The organism is Kitasatospora sp. NPDC023385, from assembly GCF_055664045.1.
The window spans coordinates 1-15,859 of record NZ_JBVOOL010000011.1; the positions used below are offsets into that span (position 1 = coordinate 1).

At 69.2% G+C, this 15,859-nt stretch carries 15 protein-coding genes; 5 read left to right on the plus strand and 10 right to left on the minus strand.

The genetic code is table 11. The annotated features are described in order from the left end of the window. Window positions 1-53: 53 nt before the first annotated feature. Both AC0B61_RS18540 and AC0B61_RS18545 read right to left on the minus strand, forming a co-directional pair. Complete coding sequence (locus AC0B61_RS18540; RefSeq protein WP_471741762.1) at window positions 54-1,163, minus strand: hypothetical protein; 1,110 nt, start codon at window positions 1,161-1,163, stop codon at window positions 54-56. Next, window positions 1,160-1,510, minus strand: a complete 351-nt coding sequence (locus AC0B61_RS18545; RefSeq protein ID WP_471741763.1) for a helix-turn-helix domain-containing protein — start codon at window positions 1,508-1,510, stop codon at window positions 1,160-1,162. Before AC0B61_RS18545 ends, AC0B61_RS18540 begins: the two co-directional genes overlap by 4 nt. Window positions 1,511-1,996: 486 nt before the next feature. Between AC0B61_RS18545 and AC0B61_RS18550 the strand changes: the two genes are divergently transcribed. Further along, complete coding sequence (locus AC0B61_RS18550; RefSeq protein ID WP_471741764.1) at window positions 1,997-2,707, plus strand: hypothetical protein; 711 nt, start codon at window positions 1,997-1,999, stop codon at window positions 2,705-2,707. Window positions 2,708-2,784: 77 nt separating this feature from the next. On the opposite strand, the gene AC0B61_RS18555 is transcribed toward AC0B61_RS18550, so the two are convergent. The 6 genes from AC0B61_RS18555 to AC0B61_RS18580 form a co-directional block, all read right to left on the minus strand. Beyond that, window positions 2,785-3,204 carry a DUF6262 family protein gene (locus tag AC0B61_RS18555; RefSeq protein WP_471741765.1) on the minus strand — a complete coding sequence of 140 codons (420 nt, stop codon included), beginning with the start codon at window positions 3,202-3,204 and terminating at the stop codon, window positions 2,785-2,787. Further along, window positions 3,194-4,024 carry a tyrosine-type recombinase/integrase gene (locus tag AC0B61_RS18560; RefSeq protein WP_471741976.1) on the minus strand — a complete coding sequence of 277 codons (831 nt, stop codon included), beginning with the start codon at window positions 4,022-4,024 and terminating at the stop codon, window positions 3,194-3,196. Before AC0B61_RS18560 ends, AC0B61_RS18555 begins: the two co-directional genes overlap by 11 nt. Then, on the minus strand, window positions 3,927-5,369 hold the full coding sequence (locus AC0B61_RS18565) for a hypothetical protein (RefSeq protein WP_471741766.1): 1,443 nt from the start codon (window positions 5,367-5,369) through the stop codon (window positions 3,927-3,929). Before AC0B61_RS18565 ends, AC0B61_RS18560 begins: the two co-directional genes overlap by 98 nt. Window positions 5,370-5,449: 80 nt before the next feature. Further along, entirely contained in the window at window positions 5,450-6,559 is a 1,110-nt protein-coding gene (locus AC0B61_RS18570; protein ID WP_471741767.1) for a tyrosine-type recombinase/integrase, read from the minus strand. Further along, window positions 6,519-7,670, minus strand: a complete 1,152-nt coding sequence (locus tag AC0B61_RS18575) for a tyrosine-type recombinase/integrase (protein WP_471741768.1) — start codon at window positions 7,668-7,670, stop codon at window positions 6,519-6,521. The genes AC0B61_RS18570 and AC0B61_RS18575 overlap by 41 nt, the downstream gene beginning before the upstream one ends. Before the next feature lie 64 nt (window positions 7,671-7,734). Further along, window positions 7,735-9,153 (minus strand): site-specific integrase, encoded by a 1,419-nt coding sequence (locus tag AC0B61_RS18580; RefSeq protein ID WP_471741769.1) that lies wholly within the window; start codon window positions 9,151-9,153, stop codon window positions 7,735-7,737. A 14-nt stretch (window positions 9,154-9,167) separates the two neighbouring features. Between AC0B61_RS18580 and AC0B61_RS18585 the strand changes: the two genes are divergently transcribed. Next, window positions 9,168-9,632 carry a helix-turn-helix domain-containing protein gene (locus AC0B61_RS18585; protein ID WP_471741770.1) on the plus strand — a complete coding sequence of 155 codons (465 nt, stop codon included), beginning with the start codon at window positions 9,168-9,170 and terminating at the stop codon, window positions 9,630-9,632. After that, window positions 9,598-11,139 (plus strand): S1 RNA-binding domain-containing protein, encoded by a 1,542-nt coding sequence (locus tag AC0B61_RS18590; protein WP_471741977.1) that lies wholly within the window; start codon window positions 9,598-9,600, stop codon window positions 11,137-11,139. The genes AC0B61_RS18585 and AC0B61_RS18590 overlap by 35 nt, the downstream gene beginning before the upstream one ends. A 189-nt stretch (window positions 11,140-11,328) precedes the next feature. On the opposite strand, the gene AC0B61_RS18595 is transcribed toward AC0B61_RS18590, so the two are convergent. Further along, entirely contained in the window at window positions 11,329-12,006 is a 678-nt protein-coding gene (locus AC0B61_RS18595) for a TetR/AcrR family transcriptional regulator (protein ID WP_471741771.1), read from the minus strand. Window positions 12,007-12,116: 110 nt separating this feature from the next. On the opposite strand from AC0B61_RS18595, the gene AC0B61_RS18600 reads away from it, so the two are divergent. Together AC0B61_RS18600 and fabV are read left to right on the plus strand one after the other, a co-directional pair. Then, window positions 12,117-13,547: an amidase gene (locus AC0B61_RS18600; RefSeq protein WP_471741772.1), complete on the plus strand. Its 1,431-nt coding sequence runs from the start codon at window positions 12,117-12,119 to the stop codon at window positions 13,545-13,547. Between the two features lie 457 nt (window positions 13,548-14,004). Next, window positions 14,005-15,213 carry an enoyl-[acyl-carrier-protein] reductase FabV gene (gene fabV / locus AC0B61_RS18605; protein WP_471741773.1) on the plus strand — a complete coding sequence of 403 codons (1,209 nt, stop codon included), beginning with the start codon at window positions 14,005-14,007 and terminating at the stop codon, window positions 15,211-15,213. A 171-nt stretch (window positions 15,214-15,384) separates the two neighbouring features. Here fabV and AC0B61_RS18610 read toward each other — a convergent pair whose 3' ends face one another. Then, window positions 15,385-15,804, minus strand: a complete 420-nt coding sequence (locus AC0B61_RS18610) for an ML domain-containing protein (protein ID WP_471741774.1) — start codon at window positions 15,802-15,804, stop codon at window positions 15,385-15,387. Window positions 15,805-15,859: the final 55 nt, after the last annotated feature.

Consider the following 15,859-nt stretch of genomic DNA (forward strand, 5'->3'; position numbering starts at 1 on the left):
TAGGTGATCCATCCGACACCCGAGCGACCGGTCAGACGTCAAGCTGAGCACGTTCAGCTGTACCTGACTGAGCACTTCGACGAGTACGCGGACACTTGGCGCCGGTCGCAGCCTCCGCACCGGGGCAGGCCGGTCAGCTTGGAGATCGTGCAGGGTGCGGTGCGGCCGCAGAGCGAGCAGGCCAGGACGGGCAGCGGGCAGCAGTTGGGGCAGAGGGGACCGTCGGCGGTGCGGGTCTGCACTCGCCGTCGCTCGCGGCAGCTGATGCAGACCTCGGTGTTCGCGGGGTCGGTGACCAGGCAGTTCGGACACAGCGGACGCCCGTGCTCGTCGCGGGTCGCCGGTTCGCGTCGGGCACCGCAGCGTGCGCACTCCTCGACGCGTGACTTGGCGATGCAGTTGCGGCAGACCCGCTGACCGTCCAGCGGCTTGTCGATGCGGACAATCCGGTGGCAGCGGGGACAGGCTGGCCGGACGATCCCGGCGACGCCTGCCTCGTGCAGGAGGTCGATGAACTGCAGGATGGCCCGGTGCGGCGCGAGATAGCCCTCGCCGGTCAGCAGGCGGGGGTTGTCCTCCAGGGCCCAGACCAGCCTCCGACGGTAGGCGGGGCGGGTGGGCACTGACCGGTGGAGGGCCTCAGCGATCACGTCACGGTCGGCGTCCGGGGCGATCGCGGCGATCACTTTGTGGACGACGTCGACGGGATCGCGGTCGTCGGGGTCGGGACACATCGAACAGCGGGGCAAGCCCTTGCGGTCCCGGAAGGCCAGGCGCCGGGTGTTGCCGCAGGCGGCGCATGCCGCGGTCTCCTGGCCGCAGACCGAGCAGTACCAGTCCTGGCCCTGGCGCTGGAGGGTCCGCAGGTTCTTGCCGCACTCGGCGCAGACCGGTGGCGAGATCGCCGACGCGCCGGCATTGCGGAGTTCGATGAGCAGGTCGCCGATGGCCCGTGGTGCCGGGGACCGGCCGTCCGTGAGGACGGCGGGCCGCGTCGCCAGGGCCTGTGCGAGGCGGCGGGACTTCGACCGGCCGCCCGCGATCACAGTGACCACCATCTGGATGGAGGCGGGGTCGAGCTTCTTCTCGACGTCGGAGATCAGATCGGTCATCAGGCCGATCGGGTCGGTGACGGCGCGGCCGTGATGGTCAGCGGTGGTCACGGCCGGTCAACACCCCTGATCCTGGCCCGCTTCGGCCGCAGTCCGCCGAGCCCTTCCGCGGGTTCCCCGCCGCCGCCGGCGGCGGCCTTCTTCGGCTTCTGCACGGCTCCGGCCACGGTGATGGGCTCGATGAGGTCGTCCATCGCGCAGTCCAGGATGTCGAGCAGAGCCATGAGGATCTTCAGGCTCAGTCGCTCCGGTCGCTCGACGACGAGCCGGTAGACCTGGCTCGACGACAGGGTGATGCCCCGTTCGGCGAGCGGCGGGAGGAGGTCGGTGGTGGAGAACATCCCGCGGTCCGCCATGACCTTGCGCAGGTGCCACTGGTAGTCGAGCTTGGCGGCCATCGCCGGATCCCTCCTGTCATGCCCCGGCGAACGCCGGCGCCAGTGCCTTGTGCAGGGAAGTGTTCATGAAGTCATCGCTGACGTGCGTATAGATGGCCAGGGAGCTGTCGCACTCGTGGCCGACCTGCTGCTGGATTATCTTGAGTTCGCTTGACTGGTGGGCTGTTGACCTGGCTGTTTGCGTCGTGGTGGTTGTTCGTGACGCAGCGGATGAGGGCATCGGGAGTCCTTTCAACACGGGCCGATCGTTATTGACCTGGGATCGCTTGCGGCCGCGTCTGCCTCGCATTGATAGTTGTCACCGCCGAACGCGCTCGACTTGGGGGAGTGCTTCGGAGTCTCAGCGGTGTCTCTCATCAGATGCGCGAGCTTGTTGTCACAATCGACTCGGGAGGCGGAGCCGTCATCAGGTTGGCAGCGGCGCGGGCCGGAGGCCCCCGGGACACCGCTCGGTCGCGTGTCAGCCTGGGCGTGCAGAATGCGTCCATGATTGACAACTACCGGGCCGGTGACGTGCTGAAGCTGGAGTGCCCGTTCACCGAGACCACGGTCACCGAGGTCTCCCGCTCCTACGTTTCCGTGTGGTGGCCGTGGTTGGAGGTGGACCCGCAGGCCAAGAACATCAGGTGGAACGGCCAGCGGGCGATTCCAACGCCCGAGGCCGGCGAGTGGGAGATCTTCCGAACGGAACCGGCGAAGACCGCGCTGAGGAAGGGTGACACATGCCTCGTAGGGGTCCCCGCGACCGTGGTGCACGTCCAGGCGGTCTATCACTTCGATCCGCCACAGGTCACCGGCATGCTGCCGCGGCCGGCGTCCTACCTCGACCTCTTGCGACAGGGTGACACCTATGACCCCGAGCTTGAGGACCAGGCCTACGCGCTCGATCCGGCCGGCGGCGAACCGATCCGCATCGAGCTGCTTTTCCGCCCGTACGCATTCCTTGAACCAGGCGATGAGGTAGCCGACCGGAACGGGCGCGTCTGGCGGTTCGACGCGGCTTGGGACTGGCATCCCTTCGACGGTGAGCATTCGGGAACCCCGGCCTGGCCGCTGGCTCTGCTCTCCCGCAATGGTGAGCCGACGCCGGAGGAAGTTGCGATGGTTGCCCGGGCGACGGCGGTAGGCAGCCACGCGGAGGCGCTGGAACAGTGGACTGGACTCGCTCTCGCGCAACCAGTTGCCCACCAGCAGTAAGCGACAAGACAACGGGCGCTGGGCTCCGCTCCGCTCGAACGGGCGCGCGGTGACGGTTCGGACTTGCGACGTGACAGCTATTGCTGCGAGGCACGCTGCTCGGGTGGGCTGATGCGAGTTGTCCCGGCGCGTTGTTCGCCGAGTGCGTGGGCGAGTTGGTCACGGAGTTGCTGGTTCTCCTCGGTGAGGCGTCGGATGCGGGTGTTGGCGGCTTCAAGGCGTCGTAGCAAGGAAGCGCCGGAGGTGCGCTGCCGTGCAGGAACCGGCGATCCGGGGTCGCGGCGGTGTGCTGCCCGAAGGCGCTCGATCTCCTCTCGCAGGTCCGGCTGGGCATAGAGCCAGGACCGGGACACTCCGGCTCGCTTCGCGACGGTCTCGAAGGTCACCGGCTCGCCTGCCAGGTCGAGGGTGCGGAGGGCCTGGACGGCCTTGGCGCGGGTGTACTCGCTGCGGCGACGGGCGGCGTCGACGATGTGCTGGCTGTTGTCAGCTCGCATCGGCAGTCGTCTCCGGCCGTCCGAGGTCGTCTTCCAAGCTGGTGATGACCTTCTCCAGGTTGCCGAGGACCTGGCGGTTCATCTCGACCACGCGGGCTTGGCCGCGGGCCTCGGCGGCGGAGACGATCTGCAGCAGTTGCTGCTTCGGCTCGCGGTGCTGCGGCAGGAACTCGGGGGTCGTGACGAACATCGGGCACGTCAGGCACGCGTTGGCATGCGGACAGGTCCGTTGCACCGGCAGGCCGCAGTAGCCGTTGGGCAGGGCCTGGGTCACGCGCCCGAGCCGCTGCTTGGCCCAGGTGGCCTCGGCCACAGGGCCGCCGGGATCGACGATGACGCTCTCGCCCTTGATGTTGACCTTGCAGGTCTTCTCCCAGTGCCGGCGGACCGTGGAGTCGTGCAGCCGGGCATAGTGGGCGGTCATCTCACCGGAAGAGTGATCGAGAAGGACGCGTACGACTTCCTGCGGGACGTCCCGGTTGATCAGCCTGGTTCCAAAAGTGTGGCGCCATTGATGGAGCGTCAGATGAACCGGTCGGCCGTGTTCGTACTGGACGTCGCATCGCTCCAGCCAGCGGTCGAGCTGGCCGCGGTAGGAGTGCGTGGTCAGTGGCCGAGTGCCGTCGGGGTTCATCCGAGGCGCCGGAAAAAGCCACTGGCTGCCGCCGGGCCAACGCTCAAGGACGCGCTGCTGCTGGGCGGCGATCTCGCCCTCGACCTCCTCATCGATGGGAACCAGGGCTTCGCGTTTCATCTTCCGGTTGAGGTAGCGCAGGTAGGCGGCGCCGTCGGTGTCCCGGATGATGCAGTCGAAGGCCAGGTGGCAGGCGTCGCCGACCCGCAGCCCGCAGCCCGCAGCGCATGAGGATCAAGGTCAGGACCCGGCCGTCGGGGGTGTGCCAGCGGTCGAGGTTGGCGGCCTGTTCGACCTGGGCCATCACGTGCTCGGCCAGAGCCCGGGGCAGCCGCTTGTCAGGACGGGGGAAGTCATCCGGGTAGAAGGTCGCGTTCGCCGGGAGGCCCTGGTCCCAGCCGTGGCGGCGCACGGTATGGAAGAAGGCGTTCAGCGAGCTGATGTCTCGGCTTCGGGAATGTGTTGAGCGCGGGTCGAGGGCCAGGTCGGCGAGGTAGCGTTCCAGCACGGCCCGGTCCACGCAGGCCGGCTCGTCGGCGGCAACGCGGGGGTCGGCCAGGAAGCCGGAGAACCGGTTGAGGGCCAGGATGTCGATGACGGCCTGGTTGACGCTGCGGCCGACGCTCAGCCGCCACCGCACGAACCGTTTGGCCAGCTCGCGTAGCCACGGCTGGAGGATGCGGTCGAAGCGCAGCCGGGCCCTGGTGCCCTCGATGCCGAGCCGGCGCAGTTCCCACACATCACGCGGGAATTCGCTCTCCCAACCGCTGCCATGGGCGAGGTCCTCCAGGTGCGTGTACGCGTAGCGCAGGAACGCCAGCTGCCCGTTCTGGCTGTGACTGGAGCCGCGTCCGGCGGCGTAGTACTCGCTCCACCGCTCCATCGGCCACTCCAGCAACGACGCGGCGCCGCTGGCGGCGACCAGCCGGATCACCGGGGCGACGGCCGAGCTGTGGGTGTTGACCTGCCGCTCGTCGTGACGGCACTGGAGGGCGTATTGCAGCTCCAGCCGCAGCTGCCGTTTCCCACCAAGCGGCCGGAAGTCGAACCGGTCGTCCCCGGCGGCCTCGCAGCGGCGCACGAACTCCTCGATCTCGGGCCTGCCAACGGCCTGCCACCGGGAGTTGTGGTTGTGGCAGAACGCCGACTTCCCCTGGGCCCACAGGGTGCAGAACGACAGCCGGCAGACCCGACAGCCGCTGTCCTCGACAGTCGGCAGGCCAGCCACCCACGTTCTCTTGTCGGGCTGGCCCGCTCGCTCCCAAAAGCCGTGGTGGCGCACGCACAGGCCCTGCCGGGCCGCCCCGAAGCGGCATCCGGCGACGGCGCACGCCGCCAGCTCCGACCGCCCGATCGGATCGGGCCCGGGATCGGCGATGAAGGCTTCGACGTCCGGTTTCCCTCGCCGCTGCCAGCGGTAGTAGTGGCCCCGGCAAAGCTGGCGGGTACGGGGCCGGCGCGGGCATCCAGGAACCCGGCACGAGCCCAGCCTGAAGATCAGTTCACCGGGCGCGGGGATGAACACGTCCACGCGGAACTCCGGCCGGACGGCGGCCATCAGCTTGCCGAGCAGGCCGGCGCCGGGGGCCGGAGCGGCAGGCATCGCGTCGCTCACCAGCGCACCTCCCGGCCGGTCAGGAATCCCGCGGCCTCCAGGGCCCGGCGGGCGTCCTCCACGGACAAATGACCGTAAACGTCGTGTGTGGTGGCGATCGAGGAATGTCCGAGCAACGTGCTGACCACTTCGATCGGCACCCCCTGCCGCAGAAGCAGGGTGGCCCGGGTGTGCCGGAACCAGTGGGGATCGAAGTCGAACCCGACCTCGCGCCGCAGCCGCAGCACGAGGTCGTAGACGGAGGCGTAGGTCAGCGGATGACCGTAGGAGCCGCCCCACAGGTTGACGAACATGTAGTCGCTGTCCAGGTCGCCGTACTCACCGTGCAGGTAGTCGGCGTAGAGCCGCACGATCTCGGGACCGACGGGAACGGTGCGGGGCGAGGCTGACTTGGCCCGTGCCCGGTTGTCGTTGACGCGCGGCGTCACGGTCAACTCGCCTTCCGCCACGGCCAGATCCTCGTGCCGCAGGCCCAGGGCCTCGCCGATCCGGATCCCCGTCTCCCAGAGCAGCGCGAACAGGAACCGGTCCCGCAACCGGGTGCATGCGTCCAGGATCGCCTGGGCCTGGGAGGCGGTCAGGAGCGTCGGATGCGTGCGGGGCGTCTTCAGCTTGATCGTGCGGCGACGCTCAGGCTGGCCGTCGGCCAGGTGATACAGGAACGGCTTCCAGCCCGTGCGCCGGGCGCGGACCGGCTGCAGCTCGGTGACGAGGTCGCCAAGATCCACACCGTGGCGTGCGTGGAAGACGTACAGGCCGCTGACCGCGGACAGCTTCCGGTTGACCGTGGTCACCCCGCAGTGATGCTCCGCCGAGGGCAGCAATGTGACACCGCCGTCGCGGCCCGCGGGAGGCAGCCGGAGCCAGGCGACGAACTCGCCCAGGTCCTCCAGCCGGACCTCGCGCCAGTCCAGGCCGCGTCGGTCGAGGAAGACGAACCAGTCCTTCAGATCGTGGGCGTATGCCTTGATCGTGTTCGGCGACCGCTCGATCGCCGTCAGGTAGGCCAGGTACCGCTCGATCGGCTCGACTATGCCGCCCTCATCGCCAAGGACCGTCCATGACTCAAGCGGCGAGTCGGGCATCAGCACCCGTTGCACCAGCATCAAACCTCCCGGGGAACTGCGTGGTGGACGGCGGTAGATAACCACCTCCACCACACAGATCTCCGCCTACCCCAGGCTCGTGCTGCACGTCATGCACACACTGCTGAGGACTCAAGAGAAGCTGGATGAAGCGCCGGTCCACCCCGTCCTCGGTCAGGTGCGTGACGTACGAATGCCGCAGCGAGTGCGGGACCAGCTCCTTCGGCAGCCCGAGCGCGTCGCGGTATGCCTCGAACCGGTCGTTGATCGAGCCGGGCTGAAGCCGCCCTCCGCGCTCGGTGATCCACAGAGCCGGGTGGTCGGGGAACCCGAAGCGCGGGCGGACGTTCTCAACGTAGTCCGCCACCGCATCGACGGCCCAGTCCATCACCGACAGCACGTTCCTCCGGCGTGGCGGCTGGCCCTTCTTCGCCTTGCCGTAGCGGACGTTGAGCGTGCCGTACCGGCCGAACTGGCGGGCCTGCGGGTTGCGTCCGAAGTCGACCAGGTCGAGTTTGGAGGTCTCGGTCCGCCGCAGACCCCAGCCGTAGATGACCTTGAAGAGGGTGGCGTCCCGGTAGGCGGCCAGGGCGCCCTTGCGCTTGGCTCGCACCGCCCGGTCGACCTGGTCGTCGGCATAGTCGAGGAGGAGCTGCAGCTGTTCCCGGGTGAACGGCTTCGCCTCCGGGTCGCCCTCGTAGTCGTTGAGGTGGGCGATGGTGTTCCATTCGTGGCAGATCGCCACCGGGAAGGTGCCGAAGGCCTCCTCGCAGGCCGGCCCCCAGCCGTAGCGGCCGTCGATGAGGAACTCGCTGAACAGTCGCACCGTGCCCTGGTAGCTGCGGATCGTCGACGGCGCCAGGTGCTTCTCGCCCGTCAGGGAGAGCGACCACTCGTCCACGTGGGCCGGTACCCACTGCCACGGGTACTCGTTCGCAAACTCCATGAACCGGCGTACGAGCCGATCCCGGTCCTCGACCGTCTCGTCCTTCAGACCCCGCGACTTCTGCTGGGCACGCCAGCCCCGCAGCATCGCGTCGAACATGGCGTCCTCGGGACGAAGCTGAACCACCCCCGAGACGAGTTCCAGGTGAGCCGACCCGGCGAGGGCCACCTTGCGCTGATGCACCATCCAGACCATCCCTTCTGGAGGGAAGATCATGCATCAAACGGGATCTCCCCTGCAACAGGCCTGGTTAGGAGGCTAGTTCGTAGGAGCCCTGAAGTCCTTCAAGCCCTCGACATGACCTGGCGACCTGCGGTTTCTCGCCCGTCTGATGCAACTCCCGAGGGTTCAGATACGCCTGGGTGGCGGCGCTGGTATGCCCCAACAAATCGCGTAGCACGAGCAAGGGATTGGCCTTCGTCAGGTACAGGGCCAGAGCGTCGTCATCGCCCGTGTCCACGGCGAGCTGGGCAGCCTGCTGGTAGTAGCCGCGCACCAGCCGCTCCAGCGTGGCCATCGCGAAGGTGTGCCTGGTGACATGGGGATGGACATGCGGGAAGGACGGTTCAAAGCGGTCGCGGATCCGCTGCGCGGTCCGGCGCAGGACCGTCGCCCAGTCGACGAACGGCTTCCCGCCGGACTGCACCGCCAGCAGCGCGCTGCCCCCGTCGGGTGCCACCAACCGCAGCCGCTCGGCCGGGGTGAGGGCGTGCCAACGGCGGCGCGTCCCGTTGATGAGCGCGCCGTCATGCGTCGGGGCCTCGACGAACAGCGGATCACGGGGCTGCCAGCGCGAGCCCTCGGTAGCTGCGGACCGCTCCCAGCTGATGTAGTCGTGGACCCGGGCCAGATCCTCGTAACCGATCCACGTCGACCGACCCCTCCTGCCCTTCGCTGTCGGCGGGGCGAGCACCAGTGGCACTGGCACCGCTGTGCGGCGGCGCGGCAGCGGCGGCACCTCGTAGACCGTCAGATGCGTGAACTCCTGCGACCGCAACCCGCTGGACAGCGCCAGGCCGATCACCGCCGCGTTGCGGCCGGTCTCCCGTCCCCGGAACGAGACGTCCCGTTCGCCCGCCGGGTTGTTGCCCGCCAAGGCGTGCATCAGCAGCTCCACGTACGGCTTCTCCAGGTACTTCCGCGTCGCATGCGCGTTGCCCATACGCACCGTCGCCAGGTTCCTGGTGACCTCCACGCGCGCACCGTCCGGGCGGGTCATCGACTGCCGCGCGTAGGAGAACGGGACCGTCGGCGCGTACCCCTCGGTCGCCGCCCACTGGTAGAAGGACGAAAGCGTCTTGACCGCCAGATTCCAGCTCGCCGGGCTCAGCCTCACCTCCAGCGGTCCGGACAGTCGGTACTCGGCGTACATCGACAGCGCAGCCCGGAGCCGCTGCCGATCGGCGAAGACCGGGATCCGGCGGGTGTCGAGGAACTCCGCCCAGCCCTTGAGCGCCTGGGCGTACGTTCGCCATGACTTCGGCGACGGCGCCCCACTGACCGGCAACTCACGCAGCCACAGGTTCATCACCACCGTCGGCCGCAGACCCGCCGCGTCCTCAAGGTGGAGGTCCTCGTCGATGAGGACGGGCATGGCCTCCCGGATGACGGGCCGATCGTACAGGCCCCACTCTTCCCATCCGGCGGAACTGTAGTAATGCAGGATCACAGGACGAACCTGGAGTGAGACACGGAGCAGAGCAAGAGCTATCACTCGTACGTGGGAAGGAACTTCACCCTCACGAGACACACTCAAACTGCAGAGCTAACGCGCGATGCAGTCTGGACAAGCAGGACCTCACCGCCCAGCGCGAGATCCTGCTCGGTCTGGACGTTCCGGAGGACCGGATCTACCTGGACCATGGACTGACCGGGGTCAACCGCGACCGGCCCGGCCTGGCCCAGGCCCTCGCGGCCGTGCGCGCCGGAATGGCGGTGGTGCGGGCCAGGGGCAGGCTCAAGGGAAAGCAGCCCAAGCTCACCGCCCGCCAGCAGACCCGCCTGGTCCAGCGGCACCAGTCCGGCGAGTACACCGTCGCCGACCTCGCCGACCTCGCCGAGCGCTTCGCCGTCAGCCGCGCCACTGTCTACCGCGTCCTTGAGCGCCACCAGCATGCAGCCACGCCGTCGACCTCCGGCGGGCAGTGACGTGCTGCCCTACGTCTACCAGGTCACCAAGTACGACCCCGCCGACCGCGACGAGGACGGTCACTACGCCGGCACTGAGCCCGCGACCAGCGACCACGGGCCGGTCGAAGCCGCCTACCTGCAGGCCGTCGCCACCTTCGCCGAGGACACCGGCGTCGACCGACTGGCCATCCGCGAGCCGCAGCTCGGAGGCTTCGCCCACTTCGGCCTGGAACCACCAGTCGACGGCTACGGCCTGGCCGCCCTCTTCCCCGCCGGCCCCGCCGGGTTCCATGACGGCGCACTGGTGCCGGTCGGCGTCGGCCTGGAACTGGTCCGGGCCATGCTCCGCGACAACGGCGCCTGGTGCCGTCTGGAGGCGGAGGGAGAGTTCACGGTGCACGTCGGCTGGGACCAGTACCTCTACCTCGGCAGCAGTCGGCCCTGCGAAGCGGCGCTGACCCGCACCCGAGCGCTCGGCCTGTTCCCGGAACGCCTGGACGCATCGCCGTACGACTTCACGCCCGGCGACCCCACGTACGTGCAGCGTCCGGCCGACGCCGACTTCTGGGCCCGGCTGCACTGGGCAGTCAGCGCCCGCCGCGCCACGTTCCTCGAGGAGACCTTCGCTGAGAACGCCTCCCGGTGGCACCGCCTCACCCCGGACACCGTCGAGACCGTGCGCTCCCAGCTGACCCCACGCGCACGGTTGGCGGCCTGGCCGGACCTGCTCACCGACGTCGACACGGCCGTGGCCGCGCTGCCCGACGAGGGCCTGGTGGAGGTCGTCTGGGAGGACGAGGGCGGGCAGATCACTGGCGCGGTCGTGGACGAGACCCAGTTCGGGGAGGTGACCTCCCGACTCGCCAACGCGCGTGCCGCTGGCGTTGTGTCCATGTATGCCGACGAGCGTCAGCCCCTGTTCACTGCCGTACTGCCCGACAGCGATGGTGTTCTGCGAGCTCGCTGGCAGACCGAGCCGACGCCAAGCGACCGGGACTGGGCGTTCCTGAAGACGCTGCGGCGCGGCCAGCTCGTCACCGGCACGGTGACCTCCCTCGCAAGCTTCGGCGTCACCTTCGTGGACATCGGCGGCTTCACCGCGATGATCAACATTCCGGAGCTGTCGTGGCGTCCCTTCAGCAATCCGTCCGACGTCGTCAGCATCGGCCAGGAGATCACAGCCGAAGTCCTCGACGTCGACATGGTTTGGGAACGGGTGCCGCTGTCGCTGCGAGCAGCGCAGGAGAACCCGTGGCCGCAGGTCGCACAGCGAATCGGGCAGGTGGCCACCGGGCCGGTCACCAAGATCATCCCGTTCGGCGTCTTCGTCCGCATCGAAGACCGAGAGGACGGCTTCCAGGGGCTCGTGCACACCACGGAGCTGGCCGAATCGCCCGGAGACGTCCTCGCGGTTGGCGACGCCCTGACAGTGAGGATCACCGATGTCGATCTCGTGCGCCGTCGCATTGCCCTGTCGCGTGTCCGGACCTCTGCCGCCCACACAGAGGGCCAGCCGCATGCCTGACGATGCGACGACTCGGATGCAGGTGGCCTTCGACGAGGCGCTCGCGCAGCGCAGCGCGACGCGATTCGGGGCAGGCCCAGTGGAGAAGCGAACCGGCGGGGAGCCGTCTGCTCACCGACGGTGAGATCAAGGGCGTGGCTGGAGGGCCTGCCCACGGTTGAACGGTGGGCCTGGCTGGTGGAGGGTGAGTCAGATCGCGCCTCGGCGATCAGGGACGTTCGAGGCGGTGTGACCAGGTAGGACGTGCCGTTCCCAGAGGCTGTCCAGGTGCGCGTGCAGGACGTCCTGCGCCTCTTGCGAGGTGAGGCGGCCGATGAGGACGTGGGCGGTGAGGCCGTCGGCGAGGGCGAGGAGGGCTCGGGCCTCGCGCTGCGGGTCGAGGGGCGCGGCGCTCGCGGCGCTCGCGGCGCTCGCGGCGCTCGCGGCGCTCTCGCCGGTCTCCCGGATGAGCTGGGTGAACGTCTCCTGCAGGGCTGCGTAGTTGGTTTTCAGCGTGTCGGCGAGCGGCTCACTGACCACGGCCTGTGCGACGAAGGCGAGCCAGACCCGTGCCTCGGCGCGATGTTCTTCCCGGAGCAGCGCGACTTCGGTGACCGCGTGGCCCAGGGCGGTGGCGGCCGACTGGGCCGGGCTCCGGACGAGGCGGGCCCGGACGCGTGCGGTGATCCGGTCGCCGATGTTCCCGAGAGTGAACAGGAGCATCTCTTCCTTGCTGCGGAAGCAGCGCTGCACGGCGCCCATCGACACCTGCGCGCGGGCGGCGACGTCGCGCAGGGTCACGCCCTCCAGTCCGTGTTCGTCGGCGATGAGGCAGACGGCCTCGGCGATGCGCCGGCGCCGGTCCTCGTGGTCAACCTGCCTGGGCATGCCCGGTCGCCTCCGTGCTGTCGCTGCGTTAATTCGATGCGCTCGTATCGGTTCCCAGGATACAGTTCCGATGCAAGCGCATCGGAACGTGGATCGGGAGGATGGGAGTCATGGGGGATGTCCTGTGGAAGCTGCCGGCGGCCGCGCAGGCGAAGGCGGTGCGTGATGGCGAGGTCTGCGCCGTCGAGCTGGTGGAGAGTCATCTGGACCGCATAGCCGAGGTCAACCCGCGGGTGAACGCGATCACCCAGCTCCTGGCGGAGCGCGCCCGTCAGGCCGCCGAGCGGACGGACCGGCGGCGGGCCGCGGGCGAGGAGCTGGGTCCGCTCGCGGGGGTGCCGTTCACGGTGAAGGAGTCCACGGCCATCGAGGGGGTGCCGACCACGTTCGGCACCCCGCGCTTCCGCGATCTGGTGGCGCCGGCGGACGCGCCCCCGGTGGCCCGGCTGCGTGCGGCCGGGGCGATCCCGATCGGGCACAGCAACATGCCCACCCTGATCCTGGCCGGGATGCACACGCGCAGCGAGTTGTTCGGGGACACGGTCAATCCCTGGGACCGCGGCCGGACTCCCGGCGGAACGAGCGGGGGCGACGCGGTGGCAGTCGCCACCGGCATGGCCGCGCTCGGGCTCGGCAACGACTCCGGCGGATCGGTGCGAGTCCCGGCCCAGTTCTGCGGTGTGGCCGGGCTGAAGCCGACCAGCGGCCGCTTCCCCGCGGACCATCGGATCCTTGGTCCGGACGACCCCGGCCCCGCATCCCAGATGCTGGTCACCGACGGCCCGTTTGCCCGGAGCATCGGCGATCTGCGGCTGGCGTACGAGGTGTTGGCCGGCACCGATCCGCGCGACCCGCGGGCCGTACCGGTGCCCGCGTACGGCGAGCCGCTGCCCGGGCCGGTGAAGGTCGCCGTCGTCGCGGACCCCGGCGGGCACGGCGTCCACCCAACAGTGCGCGCGGGCATCGCGACCGCGGCCGACGCGCTGCGGGACGCCGGGTACGACGTGCGCGAAGTGCCGGACGTGCCCCGGCTGGACGAAGCGCTCGACGCCTACGGCCGGATCACCGTGACCGAGTTCGCCCCGACCTGGCCGGTGGTGCGGGGGCTGCTCGGCGAGGGCGGGGACCGCTTCATCGAGATGTCCATGGAGCGGACCCCGCCCGCGAACGCGGACGAATTCATGAAGCTCATGGGCACCTGGATGAACATCCGCCGCTCCTGGGCCGAATTCCTCGACGAGTACCCGCTCCTGCTCGGACCCTCGTTCACCGAACCGCCCGTCGAACCGGGGCTGGAGTCGCGCGACCGGGCCGGGCGGGACCGCGTCGGGTCGGGAATGCGCCTGTGCACCGTGACCAGCTTCGTGGGCGTGCCCGGGGTGGCCGTGCCGACCGGGACGGCCGACGGGCTGCCGTCCGGAGTGCAGATCGTCGGGCGCGCGTTCCGCGAGGACCTGTGTCTGGCAGCTGCCCAGGCGATCGAGGACCGGCTCGGAGTCCTCACACCGGTCAACCCGCGCTGGGGAGTTGGCGCCGGTTGAGCCTCATGGACGCTGAAGCTCAACGGGAAGTGCAGACCCTCCAACCCGACACAGTTGACGTTGAACGCTCCGTGGCGCTCCACCTCGATCACACCCGCATCCCCCGTATGAAATCGCCCGCACTGTGACCTGCGCAGACCATCATGGCCTCCGGAACCCCGTAGGCCCCCACGTCGGGGTGTCGCGCGTGGGCGCCTGGCGCTGCTCACCGGCAGTCATCGAGCCGATCCCCGGGTTCGGTTGTAGGGCTCGGCGCGCTGGGGGTATACGAGCCACTGGCCAGGGGATGGAACAGGCCGCCCCGGCTGGAGCTAGTGAGAACACCTCCAAGCCCGACTGGACATCGTTGTGCCGGTCAAGATCACCGTGTTCGTCCGCAGGGCCGCAGACTTGCACGGTGCGGTGGCCGTGGTGGCCGCCGCATCCTTGTCCGTGACGACACCTGGGGCACCACACCGTGAGCGAACGCGTCATTGCGCCCAAGAACCGGGGCTTCCTGTTCCTCGACTCCCACCCCGGCGGCTGCCGGAAGCTGGTGGACGAGATGTGGCGGGCAGTTCCCGCCCAGGTCCCCGCGGGGGGCGAAGGCCCGGTGGCTCTGGTCATCGGCTCGTCCGCCGGGTACGGCCTGGCCGCCACGATCGCGGGCCTGGCCCGTGTCGGTATCCGTGGCATCGGTGTGTGCTTCGAGAAGGCGCCTGCTCGGCGCACCGGTACGGCCGGCTGGTATCGCACCGCCGCCACCGCCCGGCTCGCCCGGCAGCACGGGCGGGACATGGTCTTCGTCAACGGCGATGCGTTCAGCGACACGGTGAAGGAGCAGGTTGCCGACCTGCTCACCGAGCGGTTCGGGGGACGACTCGACTACCTGATCTACTCGGTGGCCGCGCCTCGCCGCACCGATCCGGACACCGGCGACGTGTACGCCTCGGTCCTCAAGCCGGTCGGCTCGCCGTACACCACCAAGACCCTCGTCTTCGACGAGCACGGTGCCCCGGAGGTGAAGGAGGTCACCACCGCGCCGGCCGAGGGCGACGACATCGAGCAGACGGTGGCAGTGATGGGCGGTACCGACTGGGAACGGTGGATCACGTTCCTGGCCGACCGCTCCCTGCTCGCCGATGGCTTCACCACCGCCGCACTCTCCTACATCGGCTCGCCACTCACCGCGGCGATCTACCGGCAGGGCACCATCGGCGCCGCGAAGTCCCATCTCGAAGCCACCGCACGGACGTTGGACGAGCGCCTCGGCAAGATGCTGGGTGGCCGGGCCGTCACCTCGGTCAACGCCGCAGCCGTCACCCAGTCCTCCACCGCCATCCCCGGCATCGCCCTGTACGTCGGGCTGCTGCGCGGCGTCCTCGGCGACGCCATGGTGGCCCCGATCGGTCAACTGGTGGATCTCTGGGACCAGTTGACCGGTGCCCGCCCCCTCGACCTCGACGACGAGGGACGGGTCCGCCTCGACACCTGGGAACTCGACCCCGCCGTACAGAACGCCGTCGCCGAACACTGGAACACCGCCACCAGCGGCACCATCACCGAACTCGCCGACCTCGACTGGTTCAGCGACCAAGTCCGCCGCCTCTACGGCTTCTCCGTCCCCGGCATCGACTACACCGCCGCCGTCGACACGGACACCCCCTGGCCCAGCCCCACCATCTGACCCGCGCCACGAACACACCCGATCGCGGCATACATCGAGGTCGCGGCGCCAGCCACAGCGCGGATCAGCCGACCGGCAGCGGCCCTGACGGCAGTTCGAGCCCGGCGCGACACTGCCCGCCCCACGTGGCGTGGAGCGGGCAGTCTCGGTACCGGGCCGGCGGGCGTACGGCTACCGGCGGCTGCGGAAGTCGACGTGCACGTTGAGGTCCATGAAGTCCTTCTCCTCCTTGTCCCCGGTGTACGACTGGAGGTAGATCCGGAACTCTGCGGGCGGAACCTCCTTGGGAAGCGTGAACGTCCAGGTCTGCTTCCACTCCCCGGCGGGCGGCCGCGTGTCCCCCTCCAGCTCCGCCCCCAGCATTTTCAGCACCTCGGGCAGCGTGGCCGTTTTCCGGATCAGCGAGATGAGTCCCAGCTTCACCTGGAGGTGGCACTCCACCTGGGTCAGATCGACCTGCTCCTTGAGCCGGCCGGTCATCTCCCACCGCACCTCCTTCCCCGGCTGTGGGTAGGTCGGCGTCAGGGTGATGTCCTTGATCTCGAGGACGTAGGAGTCGTCGCTGCGGTCTTCGATCAGATCGGTAGTCATGCGCGAAGAGTACTCATGCAACTACTTTCCGCACCGGCGGCCTGGTGATCGGAAC

Bases quoted from the DNA above. Each gene is read 5' to 3' on its own strand.
- AC0B61_RS18610 (WP_471741774.1), bottom strand. From the start codon at position 15,804: ATGACTACCGATCTGATCGAAGACCGCAGCGACGACTCCTACGTCCTC.
- AC0B61_RS18575 (WP_471741768.1), bottom strand. From the start codon at position 7,670: ATGGTGCATCAGCGCAAGGTGGCCCTCGCCGGGTCGGCTCACCTGGAA.
- AC0B61_RS18555 (WP_471741765.1), bottom strand. From the start codon at position 3,204: ATGCGAGCTGACAACAGCCAGCACATCGTCGACGCCGCCCGTCGCCGC.
- AC0B61_RS18570 (WP_471741767.1), bottom strand. From the start codon at position 6,559: ATGCTGGTGCAACGGGTGCTGATGCCCGACTCGCCGCTTGAGTCATGG.
- AC0B61_RS18600 (WP_471741772.1), top strand. From the start codon at position 12,117: ATGGGGGATGTCCTGTGGAAGCTGCCGGCGGCCGCGCAGGCGAAGGCG.
- AC0B61_RS18590 (WP_471741977.1), top strand. From the start codon at position 9,598: ATGCAGCCACGCCGTCGACCTCCGGCGGGCAGTGACGTGCTGCCCTAC.
- AC0B61_RS18595 (WP_471741771.1), bottom strand. From the start codon at position 12,006: ATGCCCAGGCAGGTTGACCACGAGGACCGGCGCCGGCGCATCGCCGAG.
- AC0B61_RS18545 (WP_471741763.1), bottom strand. From the start codon at position 1,510: ATGGCCGCCAAGCTCGACTACCAGTGGCACCTGCGCAAGGTCATGGCG.
- AC0B61_RS18550 (WP_471741764.1), top strand. From the start codon at position 1,997: ATGATTGACAACTACCGGGCCGGTGACGTGCTGAAGCTGGAGTGCCCG.